Annotated in this window: 26 protein-coding genes; 1 reads left to right on the top strand and 25 read right to left on the bottom strand. The window is 67.1% G+C overall.

Features of this window, described 5'->3' with window-relative positions:
- Positions 1–176: 176 nt before the first annotated feature.
- Positions 177–599, bottom strand: a complete 423-nt coding sequence (locus B7D75_RS03210; RefSeq protein ID WP_003085219.1) for an OsmC family protein — start codon at positions 597–599, stop codon at positions 177–179.
- A 271-nt stretch (positions 600–870) separates the two neighbouring features.
- Between B7D75_RS03210 and crp the strand changes: the two genes are divergently transcribed.
- The gene (gene crp / locus B7D75_RS03205; protein WP_003085214.1) at positions 871–1,515 is read left to right on the top strand and encodes a cAMP-activated global transcriptional regulator CRP; all 645 of its coding nucleotides are present in this window, start codon (positions 871–873) and stop codon (positions 1,513–1,515) included.
- A 61-nt stretch (positions 1,516–1,576) separates the two neighbouring features.
- Here the strand turns inward: crp and trpC are convergent, their stop codons facing one another.
- The 24 genes from trpC to B7D75_RS03085 all read right to left on the bottom strand — a co-directional run bounded on the left by trpC (position 1,577) and on the right by B7D75_RS03085 (position 19,267).
- The gene (gene trpC / locus B7D75_RS03200; RefSeq protein WP_003150132.1) at positions 1,577–2,413 is read right to left on the bottom strand and encodes an indole-3-glycerol phosphate synthase TrpC; all 837 of its coding nucleotides are present in this window, start codon (positions 2,411–2,413) and stop codon (positions 1,577–1,579) included.
- Entirely contained in the window at positions 2,410–3,459 is a 1,050-nt protein-coding gene (gene trpD, locus B7D75_RS03195; RefSeq protein ID WP_012074210.1) for an anthranilate phosphoribosyltransferase, read from the bottom strand. The genes trpC and trpD overlap by 4 nt, the downstream gene beginning before the upstream one ends.
- 1 nt (position 3,460) lies before the next feature.
- Complete coding sequence (locus B7D75_RS03190) at positions 3,461–4,066, bottom strand: aminodeoxychorismate/anthranilate synthase component II (RefSeq protein WP_003150133.1); 606 nt, start codon at positions 4,064–4,066, stop codon at positions 3,461–3,463.
- Between the two features lie 350 nt (positions 4,067–4,416).
- On the bottom strand, positions 4,417–4,674 hold the full coding sequence (locus B7D75_RS03180; RefSeq protein ID WP_033999480.1) for a hypothetical protein: 258 nt from the start codon (positions 4,672–4,674) through the stop codon (positions 4,417–4,419).
- Positions 4,671–5,033, bottom strand: a complete 363-nt coding sequence (locus B7D75_RS03175) for a hypothetical protein (RefSeq protein ID WP_043100688.1) — start codon at positions 5,031–5,033, stop codon at positions 4,671–4,673. Before B7D75_RS03175 ends, B7D75_RS03180 begins: the two co-directional genes overlap by 4 nt.
- Positions 5,030–5,659 (bottom strand): glycoside hydrolase family 19 protein, encoded by a 630-nt coding sequence (locus B7D75_RS03170; RefSeq protein WP_043100661.1) that lies wholly within the window; start codon positions 5,657–5,659, stop codon positions 5,030–5,032. The genes B7D75_RS03175 and B7D75_RS03170 overlap by 4 nt, the downstream gene beginning before the upstream one ends.
- Positions 5,660–5,683: 24 nt before the next feature.
- Positions 5,684–6,679: a phage late control D family protein gene (locus B7D75_RS03165; RefSeq protein ID WP_004366815.1), complete on the bottom strand. Its 996-nt coding sequence runs from the start codon at positions 6,677–6,679 to the stop codon at positions 5,684–5,686.
- Between the two features lie 57 nt (positions 6,680–6,736).
- Positions 6,737–6,943, bottom strand: a complete 207-nt coding sequence (locus B7D75_RS03160; protein WP_004366813.1) for a tail protein X — start codon at positions 6,941–6,943, stop codon at positions 6,737–6,739.
- The gene (locus tag B7D75_RS03155; protein ID WP_053813319.1) at positions 6,918–7,787 is read right to left on the bottom strand and encodes a phage tail protein; all 870 of its coding nucleotides are present in this window, start codon (positions 7,785–7,787) and stop codon (positions 6,918–6,920) included. The genes B7D75_RS03160 and B7D75_RS03155 overlap by 26 nt, the downstream gene beginning before the upstream one ends.
- Before the next feature lie 9 nt (positions 7,788–7,796).
- Positions 7,797–10,061, bottom strand: coding sequence for a phage tail tape measure protein (locus B7D75_RS03150; protein ID WP_107113734.1), 2,265 nt, complete (start codon positions 10,059–10,061; stop codon positions 7,797–7,799).
- Positions 10,062–10,154: 93 nt separating this feature from the next.
- Positions 10,155–10,280 (bottom strand): hypothetical protein, encoded by a 126-nt coding sequence (locus tag B7D75_RS29895; RefSeq protein ID WP_012074195.1) that lies wholly within the window; start codon positions 10,278–10,280, stop codon positions 10,155–10,157.
- Entirely contained in the window at positions 10,234–10,578 is a 345-nt protein-coding gene (locus tag B7D75_RS03145) for a phage tail assembly protein (protein WP_004366805.1), read from the bottom strand. Before B7D75_RS03145 ends, B7D75_RS29895 begins: the two co-directional genes overlap by 47 nt.
- Before the next feature lie 14 nt (positions 10,579–10,592).
- Complete coding sequence (locus B7D75_RS03140; protein WP_004366803.1) at positions 10,593–11,096, bottom strand: phage major tail tube protein; 504 nt, start codon at positions 11,094–11,096, stop codon at positions 10,593–10,595.
- A gap of 12 nt (positions 11,097–11,108) precedes the next feature.
- On the bottom strand, positions 11,109–12,269 hold the full coding sequence (locus B7D75_RS03135) for a phage tail sheath subtilisin-like domain-containing protein (RefSeq protein ID WP_034079706.1): 1,161 nt from the start codon (positions 12,267–12,269) through the stop codon (positions 11,109–11,111).
- Positions 12,270–12,311: 42 nt separating this feature from the next.
- Positions 12,312–12,752 carry a tail fiber assembly protein gene (locus B7D75_RS03130; RefSeq protein ID WP_034079705.1) on the bottom strand — a complete coding sequence of 147 codons (441 nt, stop codon included), beginning with the start codon at positions 12,750–12,752 and terminating at the stop codon, positions 12,312–12,314.
- A gap of 8 nt (positions 12,753–12,760) precedes the next feature.
- Entirely contained in the window at positions 12,761–14,869 is a 2,109-nt protein-coding gene (locus B7D75_RS03125) for a phage tail-collar fiber domain-containing protein (protein ID WP_034079704.1), read from the bottom strand.
- A gap of 1 nt (position 14,870) precedes the next feature.
- Positions 14,871–15,404 (bottom strand): phage tail protein I, encoded by a 534-nt coding sequence (locus B7D75_RS03120; protein WP_034079703.1) that lies wholly within the window; start codon positions 15,402–15,404, stop codon positions 14,871–14,873.
- Complete coding sequence (locus B7D75_RS03115; protein WP_034079702.1) at positions 15,397–16,284, bottom strand: baseplate assembly protein; 888 nt, start codon at positions 16,282–16,284, stop codon at positions 15,397–15,399. Before B7D75_RS03115 ends, B7D75_RS03120 begins: the two co-directional genes overlap by 8 nt.
- The gene (locus B7D75_RS03110) at positions 16,281–16,607 is read right to left on the bottom strand and encodes a GPW/gp25 family protein (protein ID WP_004366794.1); all 327 of its coding nucleotides are present in this window, start codon (positions 16,605–16,607) and stop codon (positions 16,281–16,283) included. The genes B7D75_RS03115 and B7D75_RS03110 overlap by 4 nt, the downstream gene beginning before the upstream one ends.
- A gap of 153 nt (positions 16,608–16,760) precedes the next feature.
- Positions 16,761–17,318, bottom strand: a complete 558-nt coding sequence (locus B7D75_RS03105; protein ID WP_107113733.1) for a phage baseplate assembly protein V — start codon at positions 17,316–17,318, stop codon at positions 16,761–16,763.
- Positions 17,315–17,830 carry a hypothetical protein gene (locus B7D75_RS03100; RefSeq protein WP_034079699.1) on the bottom strand — a complete coding sequence of 172 codons (516 nt, stop codon included), beginning with the start codon at positions 17,828–17,830 and terminating at the stop codon, positions 17,315–17,317. Before B7D75_RS03100 ends, B7D75_RS03105 begins: the two co-directional genes overlap by 4 nt.
- Positions 17,831–17,851: 21 nt before the next feature.
- On the bottom strand, positions 17,852–18,205 hold the full coding sequence (locus B7D75_RS03095) for a phage holin family protein (protein ID WP_034079722.1): 354 nt from the start codon (positions 18,203–18,205) through the stop codon (positions 17,852–17,854).
- Positions 18,206–18,661: 456 nt separating this feature from the next.
- Complete coding sequence (locus tag B7D75_RS03090) at positions 18,662–19,021, bottom strand: PA0613 family protein (protein ID WP_034079698.1); 360 nt, start codon at positions 19,019–19,021, stop codon at positions 18,662–18,664.
- Positions 19,022–19,066: 45 nt separating this feature from the next.
- On the bottom strand, positions 19,067–19,267 hold the full coding sequence (locus B7D75_RS03085; protein ID WP_003152160.1) for a TraR/DksA C4-type zinc finger protein: 201 nt from the start codon (positions 19,265–19,267) through the stop codon (positions 19,067–19,069).
- Between the last annotated feature and the right edge of the window lie 173 nt (positions 19,268–19,440).

Here is a 19,440-nt window from a genome sequence, read left to right as displayed (position 1 = left end):
GCGCCATTGGTCGCCCGACCGGGATGGCTCGGGAAACGTCTATCAGACCGGAAGAAACTTCCGAACTGAAGGGCCGCCCGACGAAACTGCGCGGCACGAAAAAAGGGGCGCATTATGCAGAGCCGATCGAGCCTCCGCCAGAGTTTGCGCCCCTTTTATGATGACCGGATGTCGTCTCAGCCGAGTTCGACGATCTCGTAGTCGTGGGTGATCTCCACCCCGCCGCGGCCGAGCATGATCGAGGCCGAGCAGTATTTCTCCGCCGACAGTTCCACCGCGCGCTTGACCTGGGCCTCCTTCAGGCCGCGACCCTTGACCACGAAGTGCACGTGGATCTTCGTGAACACCTTGGGCTCTTCGTCGGCCCGCTCGGCCTCGAGGAAGGCCTCGCAGCTTTCTACCGGCTGGCGCGCCTTCTTCAGGATGCTGACCACATCGAAGTTGGTGCAACCGCCGAGGCCGATCAGGACCATCTCCATGGGCCGCACGCCAAGGTTGCGTCCGCCGTGATCCGGCGGACCGTCCATCACCACCACGTGGCCGCTACCGGACTCGCCGAGGAACATCGCCTCGCCCGCCCACTGGATACGCGCTTTCATCGTTCAGACTCCCGCCGGCAAAGGGCGCCAGCTTAGCACAGGGCCCAAGGACAGTACGGGATCACAGTCCTGATAGCTGCGTCGCAAAATCACATCAACCTTCATGGCCCGTCTGTTAAGCTGGACCCGGTTTACTGGCACACTTTCCGATCTGCCCGGTTGGGGGGAGCTCTCCGCTGAGCTCCCGGGCCCTGGCAGGTCTCTTCATAAGAACTCAAAAAAACATTGCCTTGCACGTCAGGCATATTCTTTATTCTTTCGGGACTCGGGCATGGTAGCTATTACCCACACACCCAAACTCAAACACCTCGACAAGCTGCTCGCACACTGTCACCGCCGCCGCTACACCGCAAAGAGCACCATCATCTATGCCGGCGACCGCTGCGAAACGCTGTTTTTCATCATCAAGGGTTCGGTCACCATCCTCATCGAGGACGACGACGGCCGCGAAATGATCATCGGCTACCTCAACAGCGGTGATTTCTTCGGCGAGCTGGGCTTGTTCGAAAAGGAAGGCAGCGAACAGGAGCGCAGCGCCTGGGTTCGCGCCAAGGTGGAATGCGAAGTCGCCGAGATCAGCTACGCGAAGTTCCGCGAACTCTCGCAGCAGGATTCCGAGATCCTCTACACCCTCGGCAGCCAGATGGCCGACCGCCTGCGCAAGACCACCCGCAAGGTCGGCGACCTGGCCTTCCTCGACGTCACCGGTCGCGTCGCCCGCACCCTGCTGGACCTGTGCCAGCAACCGGACGCCATGACCCACCCCGACGGCATGCAGATCAAGATCACCCGCCAGGAGATCGGCCGGATCGTCGGCTGCTCGCGGGAGATGGTCGGCCGCGTGCTCAAGAGCCTGGAGGAACAGGGCCTGGTGCACGTGAAGGGCAAGACCATGGTGGTCTTCGGCACCCGCTGAACAGCACCCATGAAAAAGGCCGGTCGCAGCCGGCCTTTCTCATGGGGTTCGACAGCGCGGATCAGTCAGGATCGGCGCCCAGCACCACGCCGCCACGCTCCTGGAAGAACAGGCGCTTCAGCTCCAGGCCAGGATCGTCGGCGCGCATGAACGCCTCGCCGACCAGGAAGGCATAGACTTCGCTGACTTCCATCAGCTCGACATCGGCGCGGTTGAGAATGCCGCTCTCGGTCACCACCAGACGGTCGCGGGGAATTTCCGGCAACAGGTCGAGGGTGGTTTCCAGGCTCACCTCGAAGGTGTGCAGGTTGCGGTTGTTGATCCCTACCAACGGCGTGTCCAGGGTCTTCAGCGCACGTTCCAGCTCGGCGCCGTCATGCACCTCGACCAGCACGTCGAGGCCGACCGATTTCGCGGTCGCCGCCAGCTCGCCCATCAGCACGTCGTCCAGCGCCGAGACGATCAGCAGGATGCAGTCCGCGCCGATCGCCCGCGCCTCGACGATCTGGTACGGATCGATCATGAAGTCCTTGCGGATCACCGGCAGCGCGCAGGCCGCGCGCGCTTCCTTCAGGTACGCATCGGCGCCCTGGAAGAAATCCACATCGGTGAGTACCGACAGGCAGGCCGCGCCGCCCGCCTCATAGCTGCGGGCGATCTCCGCCGGAACGAAGTGCTCGCGCAACACGCCCTTGCTCGGCGAAGCCTTCTTGATCTCGGCGATCACCGCCGGCTCCTTGCGCCTGGCCCGCTCCAGCAGGGCATTGGCGAAGCCGCGCGGCGCATCGGCGCTACGCGCCAGGCGCTCGACCTCGGCCAGATTGACGCGCGCGCGGCGCTCGGCGACTTCCTCGGCCTTGCGGGCAAGGATCTTCTGCAGAACCGTCGGCACACTCACTGTGCGTTCTCCTCTCTGTAAACGGCGGTGAAGGCCACCAGCTCGTCCATCTTCTCCCGCGCCAGCCCGGTGTGCAGGGCGTCGTGGGCCAGTTGAATGCCCTCGTGCAGGCTGGTCGCCAGATCGGCAGCGTACAGTGCCGGGCCGGCATTCATCACGATCAGCTCGGCGGCCTTCTGTCCAGCCTCGGTCTTGCGCCGCCCCAAAGCGTCGCGGATCAGTTCCAGCGAGGCCTGCGGACTGTCGACCTCCAGCCCCATCAGGGTCTGGCTCTTGATCCCGAAGTCCTCGGGACGCACTTCGTACTCGCGTACCTCGCCGTCCTTCAACTCGGCGATGTGGGTCGCCGCGGCGAGACTGAACTCGTCCAGCCCGTCGCGCGAATGCACCACCAGCACATGCTCGCTGCCAAGGCGCTTGAGCACCTCCGCCAGCGGCTTGCACAGCTCCTGGGTGAACACCCCGACCACCTGGTGCCGAACCCCGGCCGGGTTGGTCAACGGGCCGAGCATGTTGAACAGGGTCCGCAAGCCCAGCTCGCGGCGCGGACCGGCGGCGTACTTCATGGCCTTGTGGTGGACCTGGGCGAACATGAACCCGACGCCGACGGTGTCGATGCAACGCGCCACCTGTTCGGAGGTCAGCTCAAGGTAGATGCCGGCGGCTTCCAGCAAGTCGGCGCTGCCACTCTTGCCGGAGACCGCGCGGTTACCGTGCTTGGCGACCTTGCCGCCAGCGGCGGCGACCACGAAGGACGCCGCCGAGGAGACGTTGAAGATGTTCGCCCCATCGCCGCCGGTGCCGACCACGTCGACCACATGCTTCAGCGTAGGCAACTGCACGCCGTCGGCCAGTTCACGCATCACCGCCACCGCGCCGACGATCTCGTCGATGGTTTCGCTCTTCATCCGCATGCCCATCAGGAAGGCGCCGATCTGCGCGTCGGTGCACCGGCCGGTCATGATCTGGCGCATGACCGCCTGCATTTCCTCGGTGGTCAGGTCGAGCTGGTTGACGATGCGATTGAGGGCTCCCTTGATATCCATCTCAGTTGCCCTCCCCACGCACGCCGCCCCGCTGGCGGAGGAAGTTGGCCAGCAACTCGTGGCCCTGCTCGGTGAGGATCGACTCGGGATGGAATTGCACGCCCTCGACGTTCAGGGTCTTGTGCCGCACGCCCATGATCTCGTCGACCGAACCGTCGTCGAGCTGGGTCCAGGCGGTGATCTCCAGGCACTCCGGCAGGCTCTCTCGCTTCACCACCAGCGAGTGGTAGCGGGTCACCGTCAGGGGATTGGCCAGGCCGGCGAACACGCCGAGGTCCTTGTGGTGGATCGGGCTGGTCTTGCCGTGCATCACCTGGCGCGCCCGCACCACTTCGCCACCGAAGGCCTGGCCGATGCTCTGGTGGCCAAGGCAGACGCCGAGCAGCGGCAGCCTGCCGGCGAAGCGCTCGATCACGGCCAGCGAGACGCCGGCCTCGTTGGGGGTGCAGGGACCGGGGGAAAGGACGATGCGCTCGGGCGCCAGGGCCTCGATCTGTTCCACGCTCAGTTCGTCGTTGCGCACCACCTTGACCTCGGCCTTGAGCTCGCCGAAGTACTGCACCAGGTTGTAGGTGAAGGAGTCGTAGTTATCGATCATCAGCAGCATGCTGGCTGTAACCTCTTGATTTCATTCTTATGCGAATCGCATCACCCGGCTTTCGCCACACCCGTTTCCCGGCGCGCACGCGCAGGAAGGGAGAGTGGATCGTCGGCATTATGCCTGTGGAAAACGGGGGACGCAGGGAGACGTGACCGGCCAGGCCGGCGAAGAAGAAGTCAGGCGCGCCAGCGCCAACGGGCGAATGCCTTGATGAGGGAGGTGATGATGCTGCTGAGGTGGATCACGATAGCGGTCTCACGAAGCCATGTTGGGGAACATAGCCCAGTGGGGAGGATGGGTGCAACAGCGGGATGTCGGAAGAAAGGGCCGGCTCTTGGCGAGCCGGCCGCAAGACCTCAGCGACAGGCCCGCAGCGCCGCCTGCAACTCGAGTTCGTAGCCCTGGCGCTGGCGGCGTTCGGCGAGCAGCGCGCGGACCTTGGTCTGCAGCGAATCGCCGGCCTTCAGCGTGGCGCCGGCCCAGCTCGGCGGACGCACCTCGGGTACCCGGCAGGGCACCGCCAGCGGCACCTCGACGCGCAGCGGGCGGGGCTCCGGCGGCGAGCCCGCGCAACCGGCGAGGAACAGGCAAAGACACAGGAGAAGGCGGCTCATAGCCCCAGCTCCCGGTCGATCGCCGCACGCGCCGCCTGGCAGTCTTCCCCCGCGTCGCGCGCCTGCAGCAGGCGGACCGCCGCGGCATATTGCTCCGCGGCCTGCGCCCGGGCGTCGTCGAGGGCCTGCGTGGCCTCCTTCGCACGCACCTCGGCGCTCGTCCGCAGCGCCGACAGGGTACGCTGCTGCTCGTCCAGCAGCATCTGCAACTGGTCACTGGCGGTACGCGTGGCAGCCAGTTGGCGCTGCGCATCGTCCAGTTGCGGGCGGTAATGGCGGGCGGTCACGCCGCCACCGAGCAACGCGCCCACCAGCAGCACCAGAGACAGCGCCAGCAGGCGCAGGCCAAGCCGGCTCACGAGAGCACCGCGCGGGCCCGCCGCCACAACGCCAGGCGCTCCGCCTGGCCATTCAGGCCGCCGTTGATACGCCGGGTGATGGCGGCGAATTCGCCACGCTCGGCCAGCTCGTTGAGGCCATGGCCGGCCCACCACCAGGCGGCGCTGCGAGCCGCCGGCCCGGGCTGTTCGAGGCGCCAGGGCTCGGTTTCCAGCGGCTCGCCGAGGGCCTCGCCGACCACCCGGTAGTTGGCGCGCCCGGTGATCTGCAGCAGGCCGCGGCCACGGAAGCGCCAGCCGTCGCCGGAGGCTTCGTCGCCATTGCCGTTGCGCGCGGCGTAGGCGTTGTCGGCGATCGCCTGCGGGTTGCGCGCCAGGCGCAGCGCCAGGGCGTTGGGCTGGCCATCGGCGCTGCGATAACGGCCCGGCCAGGTCGCCGCCAAGCCCCGCGCGCTGTAGTTGAGGTTTTCCACCAGGCGGGTCAGCTGGGCGCTCTCGTGGCCGACCTGGGCGATGAAGGCGGCGCCCCGCGCCGGGGTGTCGATCTGCGCCTCGGCCATGGCCGCCTGCAGCGCCGGAACGAAAACGCCCGCGACGAGGCGGGCGTTGGGAAGAATGCGCAGCAGCTGCTGCTCGGTCAGTTTCATAGGCTCTCCTGCCGCTCGATGGTTTCAGCCGTCACCCTTGCCGCCGCGCCCGCCGTTGCATTGCACGGTAATGGTCCAGCCGCCGGCGTCGTAGGTGTGCTCCACCGAGTCGACGAGGAACTCGCCGTCGATCCCGGCCTTGAAGCCCTGCAGCACGATGCGCCGCTCGGCGTACAGATCGGCGCGCCCCGGCAGTTCCAGACGCACGCCGGCACTGGAGCGGTTGAAGCCCGCCAGGCGCGCCCTGGCCGCCTGCTCGGCCTCGCCGCGGCTGGCGTAGAGATGACGCTCGACGTGTTCTCCCCTGGCCGTGGCCGGTGCCTTGGGGTTCTTCAGTTCGACGCTCTGCACCTCGCCGCTGCCGGGCACCTGGTAGCGAGTCTTCACCGTCTTCATCAGGCTGCGGTCGTCATAGGTGACGTCGAAGCTGCCGACATCGCTCCGGCCCAGCACCAGCGGCTCGATCAGCCGCCCCGTGGCGCTCTGTCCGCTCTCTCGCGGCAGCACCAGCAGCATGCCCTCGGCCAGCTTTGCGGTGCAGTCGTATTGCCGCGCCAGGCGGGTGACGAAGTGGTAGTCGGACTCGTTGATCTGGTCGACCCGGGAGATCGCCACCTGCAGCGGGCACTCCACCCGCCAGCCATTGCGCGCGCCGACATCGCGACAGACCTGCGCCAGGCTGGTGTTCTCCCAGCCGCCGCTGCGCGTGCTCTTGCCGCTGCCGCGCATGTCGCCGGCCTTGGCGGTGATGTTCAGGGTATCCGGCGGACCGGACCACCGCAGGGTATCCACGGTGTAGCGGCCCATGCGCATCAGCGCTTCGCCGGCGTACCCCAGGTAGACCTCCAGCACCGCGCCGCGCCGAGGCAACGCCACCAGGCCGTCGCGGTCGTCGATCCTCAGGGTCAGGGTGTCTGACTCCATGCCAGGCTTGTCCAGCAAGGTCAGCCTGAGCAGGCGGTCATTCAGCCGCGCGGTGATATCGGTGCCGTCGGCGACGATACGAAAACTCGGTTGCACCTGGTCTCTCCGGAAAAGAAAAACCCCGCCCGAGCGGGGTTGCGGGAGGCCGTCCGGTCAGTCCCACAGGCGTACCTGCGCGGAGTTGACCAGCGGCATGTCGGGGAAGCGGATCAGCAGGCCGGCGCGCAGCGGCTGGACCTCGTCGGCCAGGCCGGGGTTGGCCTCGAGGGTCGCCTCGACGCAACCCGGCAGGTGCCCGTATACGTGGTAGCAGAGGCTGTCCAGCAGGTCGCCGTCAGCGGTTCGGCAGATCGTCGCCATAGCGCTTGAACTCCAGGTCGAAGGTTTGCTTGCGGGGAGCGCCATTGCCCAGCAGGGCGCTCTGGCTCTCGCTGATCCGCACCAGGCACCAGAGGCCCATCCGGACCTCGCCGTAGCCGCTGCTGAGGACCAGCGGTTCACGCCGCTCCGCCAGCTTGCGCAGTGCCTCGAGCTGCTCCAGGCCGACGACCTTCTGCTCGCCCACCTGCCGGCGCAGCGGGAACACCGCCCCCTTGAGCAGGATGTTCTCCTCGCCCAGGCCGACGCTCTGCAACGCCGGCCGCCGCCCGAGGCGCGCCTGCGCGCTCCAGTTGTAGGCGCTGGTGCGCTGCAACGTATCGAAAGCCGCGGTATCCAGGTTGAAGTAGAACGGCTGGCCATTGGCGGTCAGCGGCTGCAGAACCAGCAGGTGCGGCAGGGGTGCGACGCTCTCGCTCGGCGGGGTCGCGGTCGGGGCCAGGAGCCACGACGGCAGCACCCCGGCCAGGGTCGGACTGACGGCACCGGCGACCTTGCCGACCGCCTGGGTCGCCCTGTTCACCTGTACCTTCAGCGCGTCCAGACGCTCATCGACGCCCAGCAGCGTCCGGCTCGCCCGGTTGTAGGTGGAAACCACCCGGTTGACCTTGCCCTGCGCCTGGCCGATGCCGCGCATGGCGCGCTGTAGCCTGGCGGCCATCTCCGGCGACACGCCGGGCAGGTTCTCCAGTTCCGTGGCGGCGCCACGGATTTCGCTGATCGCGCCATTCACCGGGGCGACCACCTTGTCCAGATTCTTGCGTCCGGACTCGCCGGCCCGGCCCAGGTGCTTCAGGCCGGCCTGCAATTGTTCCAGGTATGCCATGGGGACTCCTTACACCACCATCGCCGGGTCGTAGAGGCTGCGTCGCTGCTGTTCGCCGGCGAAGTCGACGAGCATTCGTTGCAGGTAGGGCAGCAGTTCCTCCGCCAGGCGACGCGGTTCGTGCACGTTGCCTTGCACCGTCAGGTTGATCTGCGGGGCGAAGGTCCAGTTGGGTATCGGCGCGGCAGGCGCTGGCTGCGTCGCGACAGCGGCCTGGGCTTCGTTGCCCGTCCCGGCCTTGTCGAGCGGCGACGCCGGCGGCTCGCCAGCCAGGCTGCGCCCCAGGCTAGCGCCCAGTGCGCCGCCCCCCCAGGCTCCGATGGCGCCGCCAACCAGACCACCGATCAGGGTACCCACCACCGGCACCACCGAGCCAATGCTCGCGCCCAGCGCGGCACCAGCCAGGGAGCCGGCCAGGGAGCCGCCGGTTTCGCTGTAGGCGACGGTTTTCTCGCTGGCGGACATATCGCTGGAATAGATATCCGCTACATCGAGCAGCGACGACGCCACCTGCAACGGCGCGTTGCGGACCGGCAGGCGCGACAAACGCCCCAGCGAGGAGTACCCACTCCGCTCGGCGGCGAAGCCGAAGGAAGGAGTGGAGCGGGCCTTGATTCCGCCGCCCTTGCCTTTCCTTTGGCGAAGCGCCTGCCCTTGCTTCCGCGACGTCTGTCTTTTACCTGCGGAATCTGGCTGCTTCGGCTGGACGCCAGCCATGCTCGACAGCGGCCAGTTGGTCACGAACACCCGCTGCGCCTCGCTACCGCCCACATTACCGGCGGCCCGGCCGAGAAGGTCGCCGACGCCTCCCGCTGCGTGGCGTCCGAGCCGACCGCCGCGCAGCACATCGATGGCCCCGCGCCCGCCCTTGTAGAGCAGGTAACCGGACAACGCCGCGCCCGCGCCGGCGGTAAGGCCGGCCGCTTCCTGTGGATGCGCCTCGAGCAGCCCGGCAGTTGAATCTCCGAGCCTCGCACTCCACCTGGCCACGCTGTCGAGATACGGATTCAGGGCGCTGCCCAATGCAGTCTGCGCCCTCCCCCAACTCTCGTCGGAGGACTTCCACAACTCCTCCGACGAGTCCTTGCGACGCTCTGCATCCCGCTCCGAAGAGCCGGAGGAAGATGCCTGGTTCTCGAGCAGTGCCTGGAATTCACCACGCGACGCACGATAGGCTTCGAGTGCCGGAGAAGCCGAGCCGGCGCGGAGCTCGCCACCCCGGTCCCGATAACGCGCAGCCAGCTCCAGGCTGGCCTCCAGCGAGCTCGCCCCATCCTTGCGCAGAGCTTCCAGCTCCTGCTCGTAGTCCTTGCCATAGGCGCGCTCCAGGCTGCCGCTACGGACGAACTCCAGCCATGCCTTGGCCCGGGCGTCCGCCTGGTCCGGCGTGGCGCTCTTGGCCTGGATTTCCAGCAAGGCACCCAGGGCGCCGATATCGCCGGACTCGACCTTCCCCGCTGGCGCCAAAGCCGGCAACAGCGCCGGAAGACGCTGCGCCAGCGCTTCGCTGCCGATCCGCCCCTTGCCCAGGGTGACCAGGCGATCGAGGGCCGCTGACAGTTGCTCCGGGCTGTCCGAGCCCTGGGCCAGCTGCAAGGCGCGAACCAGGCCCGCCGTTACCGCCGGTGCGATCTTCTGCCCGAAACCGAAGCGGCCGGCCAGCCCCAGATTCTGCTGCGCAGCAGCGAAACCCATGCCGGTCGCGTTCAGGTCTTCCAGCAGGTTCAGCGCCGCCACGCGCCCCAGTCCGGTTTTACCTGCGCTCTCCTGCACCCGGCTGGCGAGCTTCTTCTCCTGGATGTCATCCAGGCCATTGCGGATCGCCAGATCGCGCAGCCGCGCCTGATAGCCGGCAGCCGCCTTGCTTGCGGCCACGACCACCCCGGAAAACGCCGTAGCCAGCGGCAGGGCCCAATTGGCCTGCTCCAGTCGTTGCAGGCCACGCACCTGCATGTCCAGGCCACGCTGCATATCGTCCAGTTGGGCGTAGGCGGCGCTCGCTTCCCTGGCTTCGATGCCGAGCCGCTTCAATTGCGCCTGGCGCTCGCGAAGCTGCCGGTCATGCTCTGCCACACCTCGGTCGCCAACCTTGCGCATATCGACCAGCTCTTTTTCCAGGCGTATGGCGTCGCCCAGGACATCCCTCAGGCTGGCCGCCTGGCGGGAACGCTCCTGGAGGCTGTCGACCCGCGCCTTGACGGTATCGAAGGCCTTGCCCAGGGACGGATCAACGATGCCACCGATGGAAACCACCAGGTCAATGTCTTTACTCATGACGATTCGTCTCGTCTGTCTGTCGATGCCCGCTTGCGTGGGCCTCGTGAAGAAGCGCTGATGCCGCTCGCCAGGGCAGGCGGCGCCAGCGACTCAGTCCTCGCCCTCGGCGAGCCACCAGAGCAGGTCGCCCAGGGTCATGCGCTCCAGCTCGCTGGCCTGGAAGCCCAGCTCAGTGGCCAGCCGCCTCGCCAGCTGGCGCATACGCGAAGGCGTCATCCGGGTCTTCCTGCACCAGGCGAAAGTAGGCGCCCTGCAGCCGCTGGTAGTCGCTCAGCTTCAGCCCCTCCAGGTCCTGGCGGCTGACCTGCGCCAGCGAGGCGAACAACTGCAGTTCGCGTTCCTCGGCGTCGTCGCCGGCCACCTTGCCGGCCAGGCGGATGTCACGCACGGTGGGTGCACGCAGGGTCAGCGTGTCGACGCTGACCCCGTTGCACTGAGCCGGACGCGAGAGACGAACGATGGCGGCATCGGCATCCAGCGTCAGCCAACCCGGCTGTCGATTCTCTTGGGTCATGTCCGGAGCTCCTCTTACAGGCCGAGGTCGTTGCGCATGCCGGCCAACTGGTCGACGCCATTGATCGCGCGGACGCCATTGACCGGATCGATCTCGTAGACCTCGCGACCATCGATTTCCAGCTTGTAGTAGCTGACCGCGATGGCGTACTTGAACTCGGCCTTCTCGCCGGCCTTCCAGTCGCCCGGATCGACTTCCTTGAGCAGGCCGCGCAAGGTGGCCACGACCGGCACGCTGGCGCCCTTCTGGCCCTTGAAGGAGCCGCGGAATACGCCGTTGAAGGCGCTCTGGTCGGCCAGGCCGAAGAAGTTCAGGGCCTCCCGGCGGGCGCCGTTGGTGGAGAACTTAGCCTCCAGCGCCTCCAGCCCCATGTCGATGGAGACCGGCGCGTCCATGCCACCGGCACGGTACTGTTCGGTCTTCACGGTCAGCTTGGGCAGGGTCAGCGACGGCACGTCACCGGCGAAGCTCACGCCGTCGACGAACAGGTTGGTATTGGTCAGGGTTTGCGGAATCATCACGGGCGCTCCTTAGGCGACGTCCAGAACTTCGGTGAGCCACTGATCGGTCACCTCGACACGGAAATTGGGGTTCTCGGCAGGCGGCACATCGGTGAAGCGGATGTTCCAGTACACCTTGCCCTGGGCCAGCTGGCTGGCAGTGTTCAGGTCCGGGTCGGCGTAGACCTCGAAGTTGATCAGCGCCCCCTGGTTCTTCAGGTCGCGCATGAAAGCGCGCAGGCCTTCGGTGACGTCCTTCACGTAGGTCCTGGTGATGCCGCGGTCGACCGCCCACTTGTGCCCGGCGAGGATCGCGTCCATCACCAGGTCCATGGTCCGCACGCGGGTGACGAAGGCCCACTTGCTGTCGCTGGACAACGTGCGGTTGCCCCACAGACGGTAGCCGTCATCGCGGATGATGGTGGCGATGTTGGCGTTGTTCAGCAGGTTGGCGCGGCAGCTCTCGTCGCCGTCGAGGAATTCCACCGGGCGGGCGGTGCCGGTGATGCCCTTGATTTCCTTGTTCGACGGCGAGGACCAGAAGCCGTACTCGGCGTCGGTCCAGGCGAACAGGCCGGCGGCATAGGCCGAGGCGGGGGCGTTGCGCGCGGCGTTGGCCGCGGTGTCCCAGACCTGCACGCCCGGGTCGACCATGAACAGGCGCTTGCTGCCGAAGTTCTTGGCATAGGCGGTAGCCGCTTCATCGGTGCTGTTCGGGCCGTCGATGATAGCGATGGCGCGCAGCTTCCCGGCCAGGACGTCCATGGCGGTGGCTACCGCCTGCTGGGCGGAGTGCCTGGGCGCGATCAGCAGGCGCGGTTGGGCGTTGAAGCGACTCTTGCCATCGAGCAGGGCCTGCAGGCCGGTGCGCTCGCCGGTCGCACTGACCCCGCCGATGATCGCGCTGGCCTGCGCCTCGGGCGTCTCGGCGGCCTCGACGCCGACCGCGACGATCACCGTCTGCGCATGGTTGTAGATGGCCTCGCAGGCCAGGTACATCGGCGAACCGATGCCGAAGGCCGCGGCAGCCTCCTTCTTGCTGGTGAGCAACACCGGCAGGTTGGGCTTGGCGCTGGCCTGAGCCCCCGGCGTGAACACATCGCACAGGCCGATGACGGAGCTGGCCGGCAGCGCGATGGTACGCGCACCGATATCGACGTTGGTCACCGTAACGCCGTGGAAGAAACTCATAGGTAGATCTCCATTGATGAAAAACCCCGCACGGGGCGGGGTTCAGGGGGTGATGAGCGGTTCGAGCCATTGCGGCGGCTCGGGTCTTGCACGCAACGCGGGGAACGCCGCGGATGCCGGCCAGTCGCGAAGGCTGGCGCGGTACAACGTGAGTTCACGCAGTCGTTCCTGATCCAGGGTCGTAGCCTTGCCCAGGTCGAGTTCATCCCGGTGGCGGGCGATAGGGCCGTCGGTTAGCGCCAGTTGGCGATCGCGCCAGATGCGCTCGCGCTGAGCCAGGACCTCTTCGGCCGGGGCCGGTGGGTCGATGCAGAGCGGCCGGCCGGCGTCGTCGGCGACAATCTGCTTGCCCTCGCCCTGGGCTGCCAGCAACGCCAGGTATTCAGTTTCCTCGAGGGGATGCATCCGGCCATCCACAGGCATGCGATCACCGTGGACGTCCTTCGAATAGAAGCCACCGGTGGCGGCATGGAAAAAAATCATGGTTCACCTCAACAGCCGATGGCCACAAGCCTGATCGCATAGTTCTGGACCGCGCCGAAATACTCGGTGGCGACGATCACGCACCCCGTGGTACTGACACTGACATCCGCGAGGGTGACGGTCGATGCCGACGTCGCCGGCCGCCCCAGTTCCTTGACGCTCGGCACCACATGCAGACAGGTAGTGGGAAACGCGATCGGGAAAGTCAGCGAACGGTTGACGATTCCACCCGGATGGTCGCCAACGTTCACCGTCATCCACTGCACGATGAGTCCGGTGTCGTTGTCTTTCCACCAGCCATTCAGTGACCGGTTCGCCGTGGCGGGAACCCCGGCCCCGATATTGTTGCGCGCTCCCGCCGCCGTATTCGAACCAAGGCCTCCGCGCGCCAGGGGCAGGATGCCCGAAGTGATCTGCGCGGCATCGTGGTTGTGACCGGTGGGCGGGAAGGTCGCCGGTTTTCCCGCCAGGGCAGCCCAGGTAAAGCCACTTTTCAGCAGGTAGTCGTTCGGATTGAAATCCGCCCCGTGCCATACACGCCGCCATGGATACCAGGTGTTGGCATAGCGGCAACGAAAGTAGAACCCTTCGCCGTCGTATACCTGGTATGTCTGGTAGATAAAGCTCGCGCTGGCGCTGTGCACCTGGAGCAGGCCGGCCCGTGGGACCGGGTAGTTCGCCCCGCTTTCCGCCTGTGCGTTGGCCGTCTGATACCACCACCCCGAAGTGATCAGCGAGTTGAGGTTGACCGCACCACCCAAGACTCCGTCCGCCTCCTTGGCAAAGGAGCCACCGATGTCGCAGCGCTTCCAGGGCAGCCAGTCCCGGGCGCTGGGATTGGCCGAGTAGGAAACCCGGACGTACATCTCCGACGTGGCGTTGTAGCTCGTCGCTATCTGCGAGGCATTGCCGTTCTGGTCGGGGTAGAACATCGACTGGATGTAGAAGTAGCGCCCCGCGACAGGTCCGTTCGCATGATTGGTCAACATCAGCGGAATGCTCGCGGTATTCGGATCGCTGCCGGTCGATGCCCCGGTGGCCAGTCCGCGCGCGAACACCGGCAAACGCTGTTCGGCCAGCACGCCACTGGTCAGCTTCGACGCATCCAGGGCTGGAATGTCCCCGGCCACCAGGGTCGAGCCGGCCGTCACCCGCCCCTTGGCATCGACTGTTACCTTCGGATAGGTGCCCGCCGCCACACCGGTGCTGGACAGGCTGAGCGGCGCCGCTACGCTGGCGCTGCCGTCGAAGGATACCGACCAACTCGCGTCGCCACTGGCCGCCAGACTTCGCGGCGCAGCCAGCCTGCTGGCCGACACGGCGTTGCCATCCACACGCAGCGCATCGGTGATGCCATAGCCCGCCAGGGTGCTGGCCCGGTTCGCCTTCTGCGCCAGCTTCCCGTCGGTATCGGCCTTGGTATAGGCATCGCCGATCGCATAGCCGGCCAGGGTGGTCGGATTGCTGCCCTGGGTCACCACGCCATTGGCATTCACCGTCACCGAGCGATAGATACCCGCCGTCACGCCGGAAGGCGCCAGGGCGATGCTACGATCGGCGGACAGATCGCCGCCGCCAACCAGGCCGTTGCCGGCAAGCACCTTGCGCCCCTTGAAGTCGGCGGCGACCTTTTCCTTCACCCAGTCCTGGGTGGCATAGACGATGCCGTTGTCGATCAGCAACTGGATGTTCTCCAGTCCGGAAAGCGAGATGTTCACCCGGATCGTCTGGGTCCGCGCGCTACCGCTTTCCACCGCGGCCTTGTAGCTGGGCGGGCAGTTGGACACCGCGACGAACTTGCCATCCGCATCCTGCAGGCCGATCTCGCGGATCCAGAAGCCGCCCACTTCGACTGGCAGAACCACTTCGGCAATCAGGGTATTGGCGTTCTTGTCGGAAACGAACAGGCGATTGAGCTGTGCTCGATAGCGCTGGTTGATCAGGCTCTTCTGCGACGCCGAAGGAACCGGGTCCGGGACATCGCCCGGCGCCCCGCCGGCATCGCCGATGAGCATGTGAGTCGGCTGCCACTTCTTGCCCGCCGCACTGGCCGCGGCCAGCGCCGCGGCGCCTATGTCGGTGAGCAGGCCACCGTATTTCGGAGTGTTGGTCGTCATGTCACTGTTTCCAGGGGAAGATTTCCAGAGTGTCGCCATCGGTCACGGCCAAGCCGTGACGGGCGCGGATTTCCGGGGTTATGCGCAGGTCCAGACGGGTCAGGTGGCGACTGACCGGACGGACGTCGTCGAGCAGGCGTTCCAGCTCCAGCGCGGTGCCCTCGTCGATGCCGCGATCGCTGACGTCCACAGTGATCTCGAAGGTTCCCGGCGCACCGGGCGGGGAGCGTTGCCACCATTCGCTGACCTCGGTCAGCGCACCGATCGGCTCGACCACCTGGCGCAGAGCGGCCAGCGTGCCTTTGCGCTGGTGCAGGACGAAGGATGCCGCCACCGCGTTGCGTTTGGCCTCATCGCTCCAGTCGGGGTCCCACCGGTCCACCGAGCGTGCCCAGGCCAGGTACGGCAGCAGGGGCGCGTCACAGCGAGCGGGGTCGAACAGTTCGCGCAGCGGCACCGGCAACCTGGCAGGCAGGACATCACCCAGGACACGTTCCAGAGGAGTCCTGTTCGGCGGCAGCAGACGACTACTCATCGACGCCTCCCAGGGTGATCGCGTAGCCCGTGCAGTAGGCCGCCTGGGTTTCGTCGAGGACGACATCGGTCGCCGGCGCCTGAAGTTCGACGCGCTGCACGCCCTCGACATGCAGGGTGGCGAACAGCGCCGAGCGTCGGATGTCGCGGCCAAGGCGGCGCTGCGCGGAAATGTATTCGCGTAGCGAGGCCTCGGCAGCGGCCTTGATCAGCTCGGCCTCGGGGCCGGGAAACAGATAGAGTTGCGCCTTGACCTGGTAAGGGACAATGCTCGCCGAGCGCACCGTGACCCGGTCCGCGACCGGCCGTACATCTTCGGCATTCAGCGCCGAACGCACCGCCTGCAACAGCGCCTCCGGCGCCTGTCCATCACCCTCCACGCCGAGCACGCTGATCAGCACCTCGCTGGGCGCCGGGCTGGTCGCCGAAGCATCCGCCACCCGTCCGTCCGCGCCGAGCGCATGGGCGACGTATGCGTTGCGCGGGCCCGCCACCGACAGTTGTTCGAATGCCAGCTGAATGCGGTTGCGCAACGACTTGTCGCTCTCGTACTGGGCCTCCAGCGGAGGCACCGCCTCGGGCTGGGCCGGTCTGATCAGCAGGCGCTGGACATTGAAGCCGGCGCCAATCTGGTCGAGATCCGCTCCGCTGGCATAGGCCAGCATCACCGCCCGCGCCGCGTCGTTGATCCGCGCTCGCAGCAACAGTTCGCGATAGGCCGCCAGTTGCAGGAGCTTCAGTACCGGATCGGACTCCAGCTCCGCCGTCCACTCGCCGGCCATGGCTGCGCGGAAGTCGCCGAGCAACTCCTGGTAGATCGCCTCGAAATCGAGGCTCTCGATGACCTCGGGTTCCGGCAGTTGGGAAAGATCGATGATCACGCCGATATCTCCATGTTGATGTCTTCTCCTTCGAAGACGCCGCTCAGGAGCAGCCCCACGCGCCCCTCGACGACCGCCACGACCCGCACGGAGGACAGGGCGATGCGCGGCTCCCAGCGCCCCAGTGCGCGGGCCACCTCGGCCTGCACCGCGCTTTTCCAGCCCTCGCTCAGCGGCAGGTCGACCATCCGCCGCAGCTTGCTGCCGTACTCGGGGCGCATGCGCCGGCTGCCCAGGGGCGTGGTCAGGATGTCCTCGATGGACTGTTTCAGATGGGCCAGGCCGGACAAAGGCTGGCCGCTGCGGCGATCCATCCCGATCATCGCCCCGCCCTCCCGTTCCGGCCGTGCCGCGCCGTGCCTTTGCCCGGCGCGGCGGTGGATGTTGCCCATGGCGAACTCCGCAAATGAAAAGGCCCGCTCGCGCGGGCCGGATTGAAAGGACGGCGGTGCGCCCGGAAGCGCCCCGCCCCGTGCTCAGTGGGTGTGGTGGTTGCTGTTGCCGGAGGTGTCGACGATCGAGCCGCCACCGAGGATGTCGCCGCTGACCTTCAGCGGCCCGGCGATCTCCACCGCTCCCTGGAGGCTGATCTTCGCCGCCTCGACGCGAACCTCGGCATCGCTGACCAGCACCCGGCTGGCACCGGCCTTCACCTCGACCGTGCCGCTGGGCACCTCGATGCGGTAGCGGTGTGCGGACCAGTCGTAGCTCAGCGAGGCGCCATCGTCGAACAGCCAGGTCTCGCGACTGGCGCTGCTGTCCGGCGCCGCGCCGGCATCGCCGTACAGGCCGGGAATGAAGGTCCCCATCGCCACTGCCCCCGACGGGCTGAGCAGCACGCCCTGCTCGCCGAGGCTCGGCGCTCGCCAGTGGCGCGCCTGGCCGGCGGCCTGGGCGTGCCAGCGCAGCCAGCCGCTGGTCCAGTCGCCGCAACGCACCCGCACGCGGGCCGCCGCCAGGTCCACGGCGACCACCACGCAGGGCAGTATCATCGCCGCGAGCATGCGATCGTGTTCCGCGCTGACATAGCTCATGGCAAGTCCTCCGGCGCGAAGTAATCCGCTTCGTGGCCGGGACCGGTCCACGGATCCAGGCCCAGCAGCAGGCTGCCAGGCGGCTGGTCTTCCCAGGCCCACTCCGGCTCACCGAGACGCAGCGCCTGGGTCCACTCCACCAACCAGGCGCGCAGGCCCTTCAGTTCCTCGCGGCTGCTATCGACGGTAGCGCGCACCAAGCGCGCCGGCTCCAGCGCCAGTCCCCAGGTCTGGCCCCGCAGTACCCGGACGATCTCGCCGGCGAGCGCCACGGCTTGCCGGTCGGCGTCCAGCGGCACCAGTACCCGAGCCTGCAGGCGGCACGAGAGCGCGCTCTCGCCGGTGCCGGGGTCACGCTCGGGCAACAATTCGGCCACCTCCAGGGCCACCGCCGGGGTGCGCTCGGGCACGCCCGGCCAGAAGCCGATCAGCGTGACTTCCGGCAGGCGCTCGCGCAGGACCTGCTCGATGGCCACGTACAGCGCCTCGAGCGTTACAGCCTGTTCAGGCATGGTTGACTCCTTCGATCGGGTTCAATGCGGGCCGCGTTCGCGCGGCTCGTCTTCCGGCAGTTCGCATACGCCCAGGCGCCGCGCGGCCCAGCGTTCGTAGAGACCGACGGCAATCTCCGCGCCGGCCGCGGCAGTCAGGCTGCCCAACGCCGCGGCGAACAGCAGCGCGGCGCCGCAGGCCAGCGCCAGCAGCATCACCGCCACGCCACAGACGATCGATGCGCCGGAGCGCAGCGCCAGGCGCCGGAGCAAGGCCCAGCCGCCGAGGCCGGCCTTGTCGGCACGCCACATCTCGCCGCTGACGCCACCTAGCGCGGCGAGCAGGATCAGCACCCAGAGCGGCATCTCCGTCAGTGTCTGCGGTTCGTTGCCCATGGGTCCCTCCTTGGCAGGCTGCGCCGGAAACCTCCGCACGAACGTTTTCCCGGGCAATAAAAAACCCGGCGCCAGGGCCGGGTTCCGATGTTTCGCGAGTGCTGTCCCTGGGGACGCACCTTTACAAGAATGACTACTTTTTACCGCCCGATTCCCAGCCCGGCAATGCCTTCTCGACAATCCACTGCAATAGGAGGGAGACGCACCACGATATGAGGGTGATATACCGTCCTGGGAGCATTCGCCAGGCATCCGGGTAAGCGTCTACCAACTTCCGATAGGGAAAAGCCCGGCATCGACTGAGGAAAAGGCCGGCTCCGCCGGCCGGACTTCGCATCTGCCGTGCAAGGAGCGCTGCCGTGCGTTGGATTCGCCGCCTCCGCGGGCGACAGGCATAAAAAAACCGGCCCGAAGGCCGGTTGGAAAACACCAGGGGACAGGTGTGGAGGAAAGCGCTCAGGCCGCCCGCCGCAGCAGGCCGTCCTGGATGCCCTGGTGGGCCACGTGCAGGCGCAAATAGAAGGTGTTGCGGCTGCAACCGCAGTGACGGTACTTCTGCTCAGGGAAGCTGTCGCGATTGAGGTAGTGCTCCACCACCACGGTCTTCAGTTCCTCGGGCAGGCGATTGACCAGGCGATCGACCTCCGCCACGCGGTCGAGGATCACCCGGCTGCCACGATGGCCACGTACCACCTCGCCCTTGCTGGCGATCAGCATGGCGATCAGGTTGCCGCCGGCGTAACCGCCGCCGTTGCTGCCCGGCGTGTGCATTTCCTCGGCCCAGAGCTTGAGCATTTCATCGATGGCTTTGATCACGGTCGTGTCTCCTTTCACTGCCCGCAGGGGCCGGCATGGTGTGGTTCAGCGGCGCTCGTGGCGTGCCTGGCAATCGATGCAACGGTTGCAGCCCGGCACCGCCTGGCGGCGCGCCTGGGGTATGGGCTCGCCACAGTCCTGGCACTCCTCGGCGGACTCGCGGATTACCAGCGCAGGACGCGCCGCCAGGAGGCCGTCGAGACGAGCCAGGACCAGTTCATTGGCGCGGTCGGCGAGATCAGCCATGGAAAGCCTCCCTGGCGGGCCCGACGCCGGGCGGCTGGACGGATGGAACATGGCGGATGGACGACTCCGCTTCGGCGGACTGCGCTCCCCCGCCTGGAAATGGCGCGTGCGTATCTCGCGACATGGCAATGACTCCCTGTACGACGCCGCCGTACCTGAAGCAGGCCGGCGAC

The organism is Pseudomonas paraeruginosa (assembly GCF_003025345.2).
Lineage (GTDB): Bacteria > Pseudomonadota > Gammaproteobacteria > Pseudomonadales > Pseudomonadaceae > Pseudomonas > Pseudomonas paraeruginosa.
The sequence above is the reverse complement of the archived record's forward strand: the minus strand, read 5'-3'. Positions and strand labels throughout refer to the sequence as shown.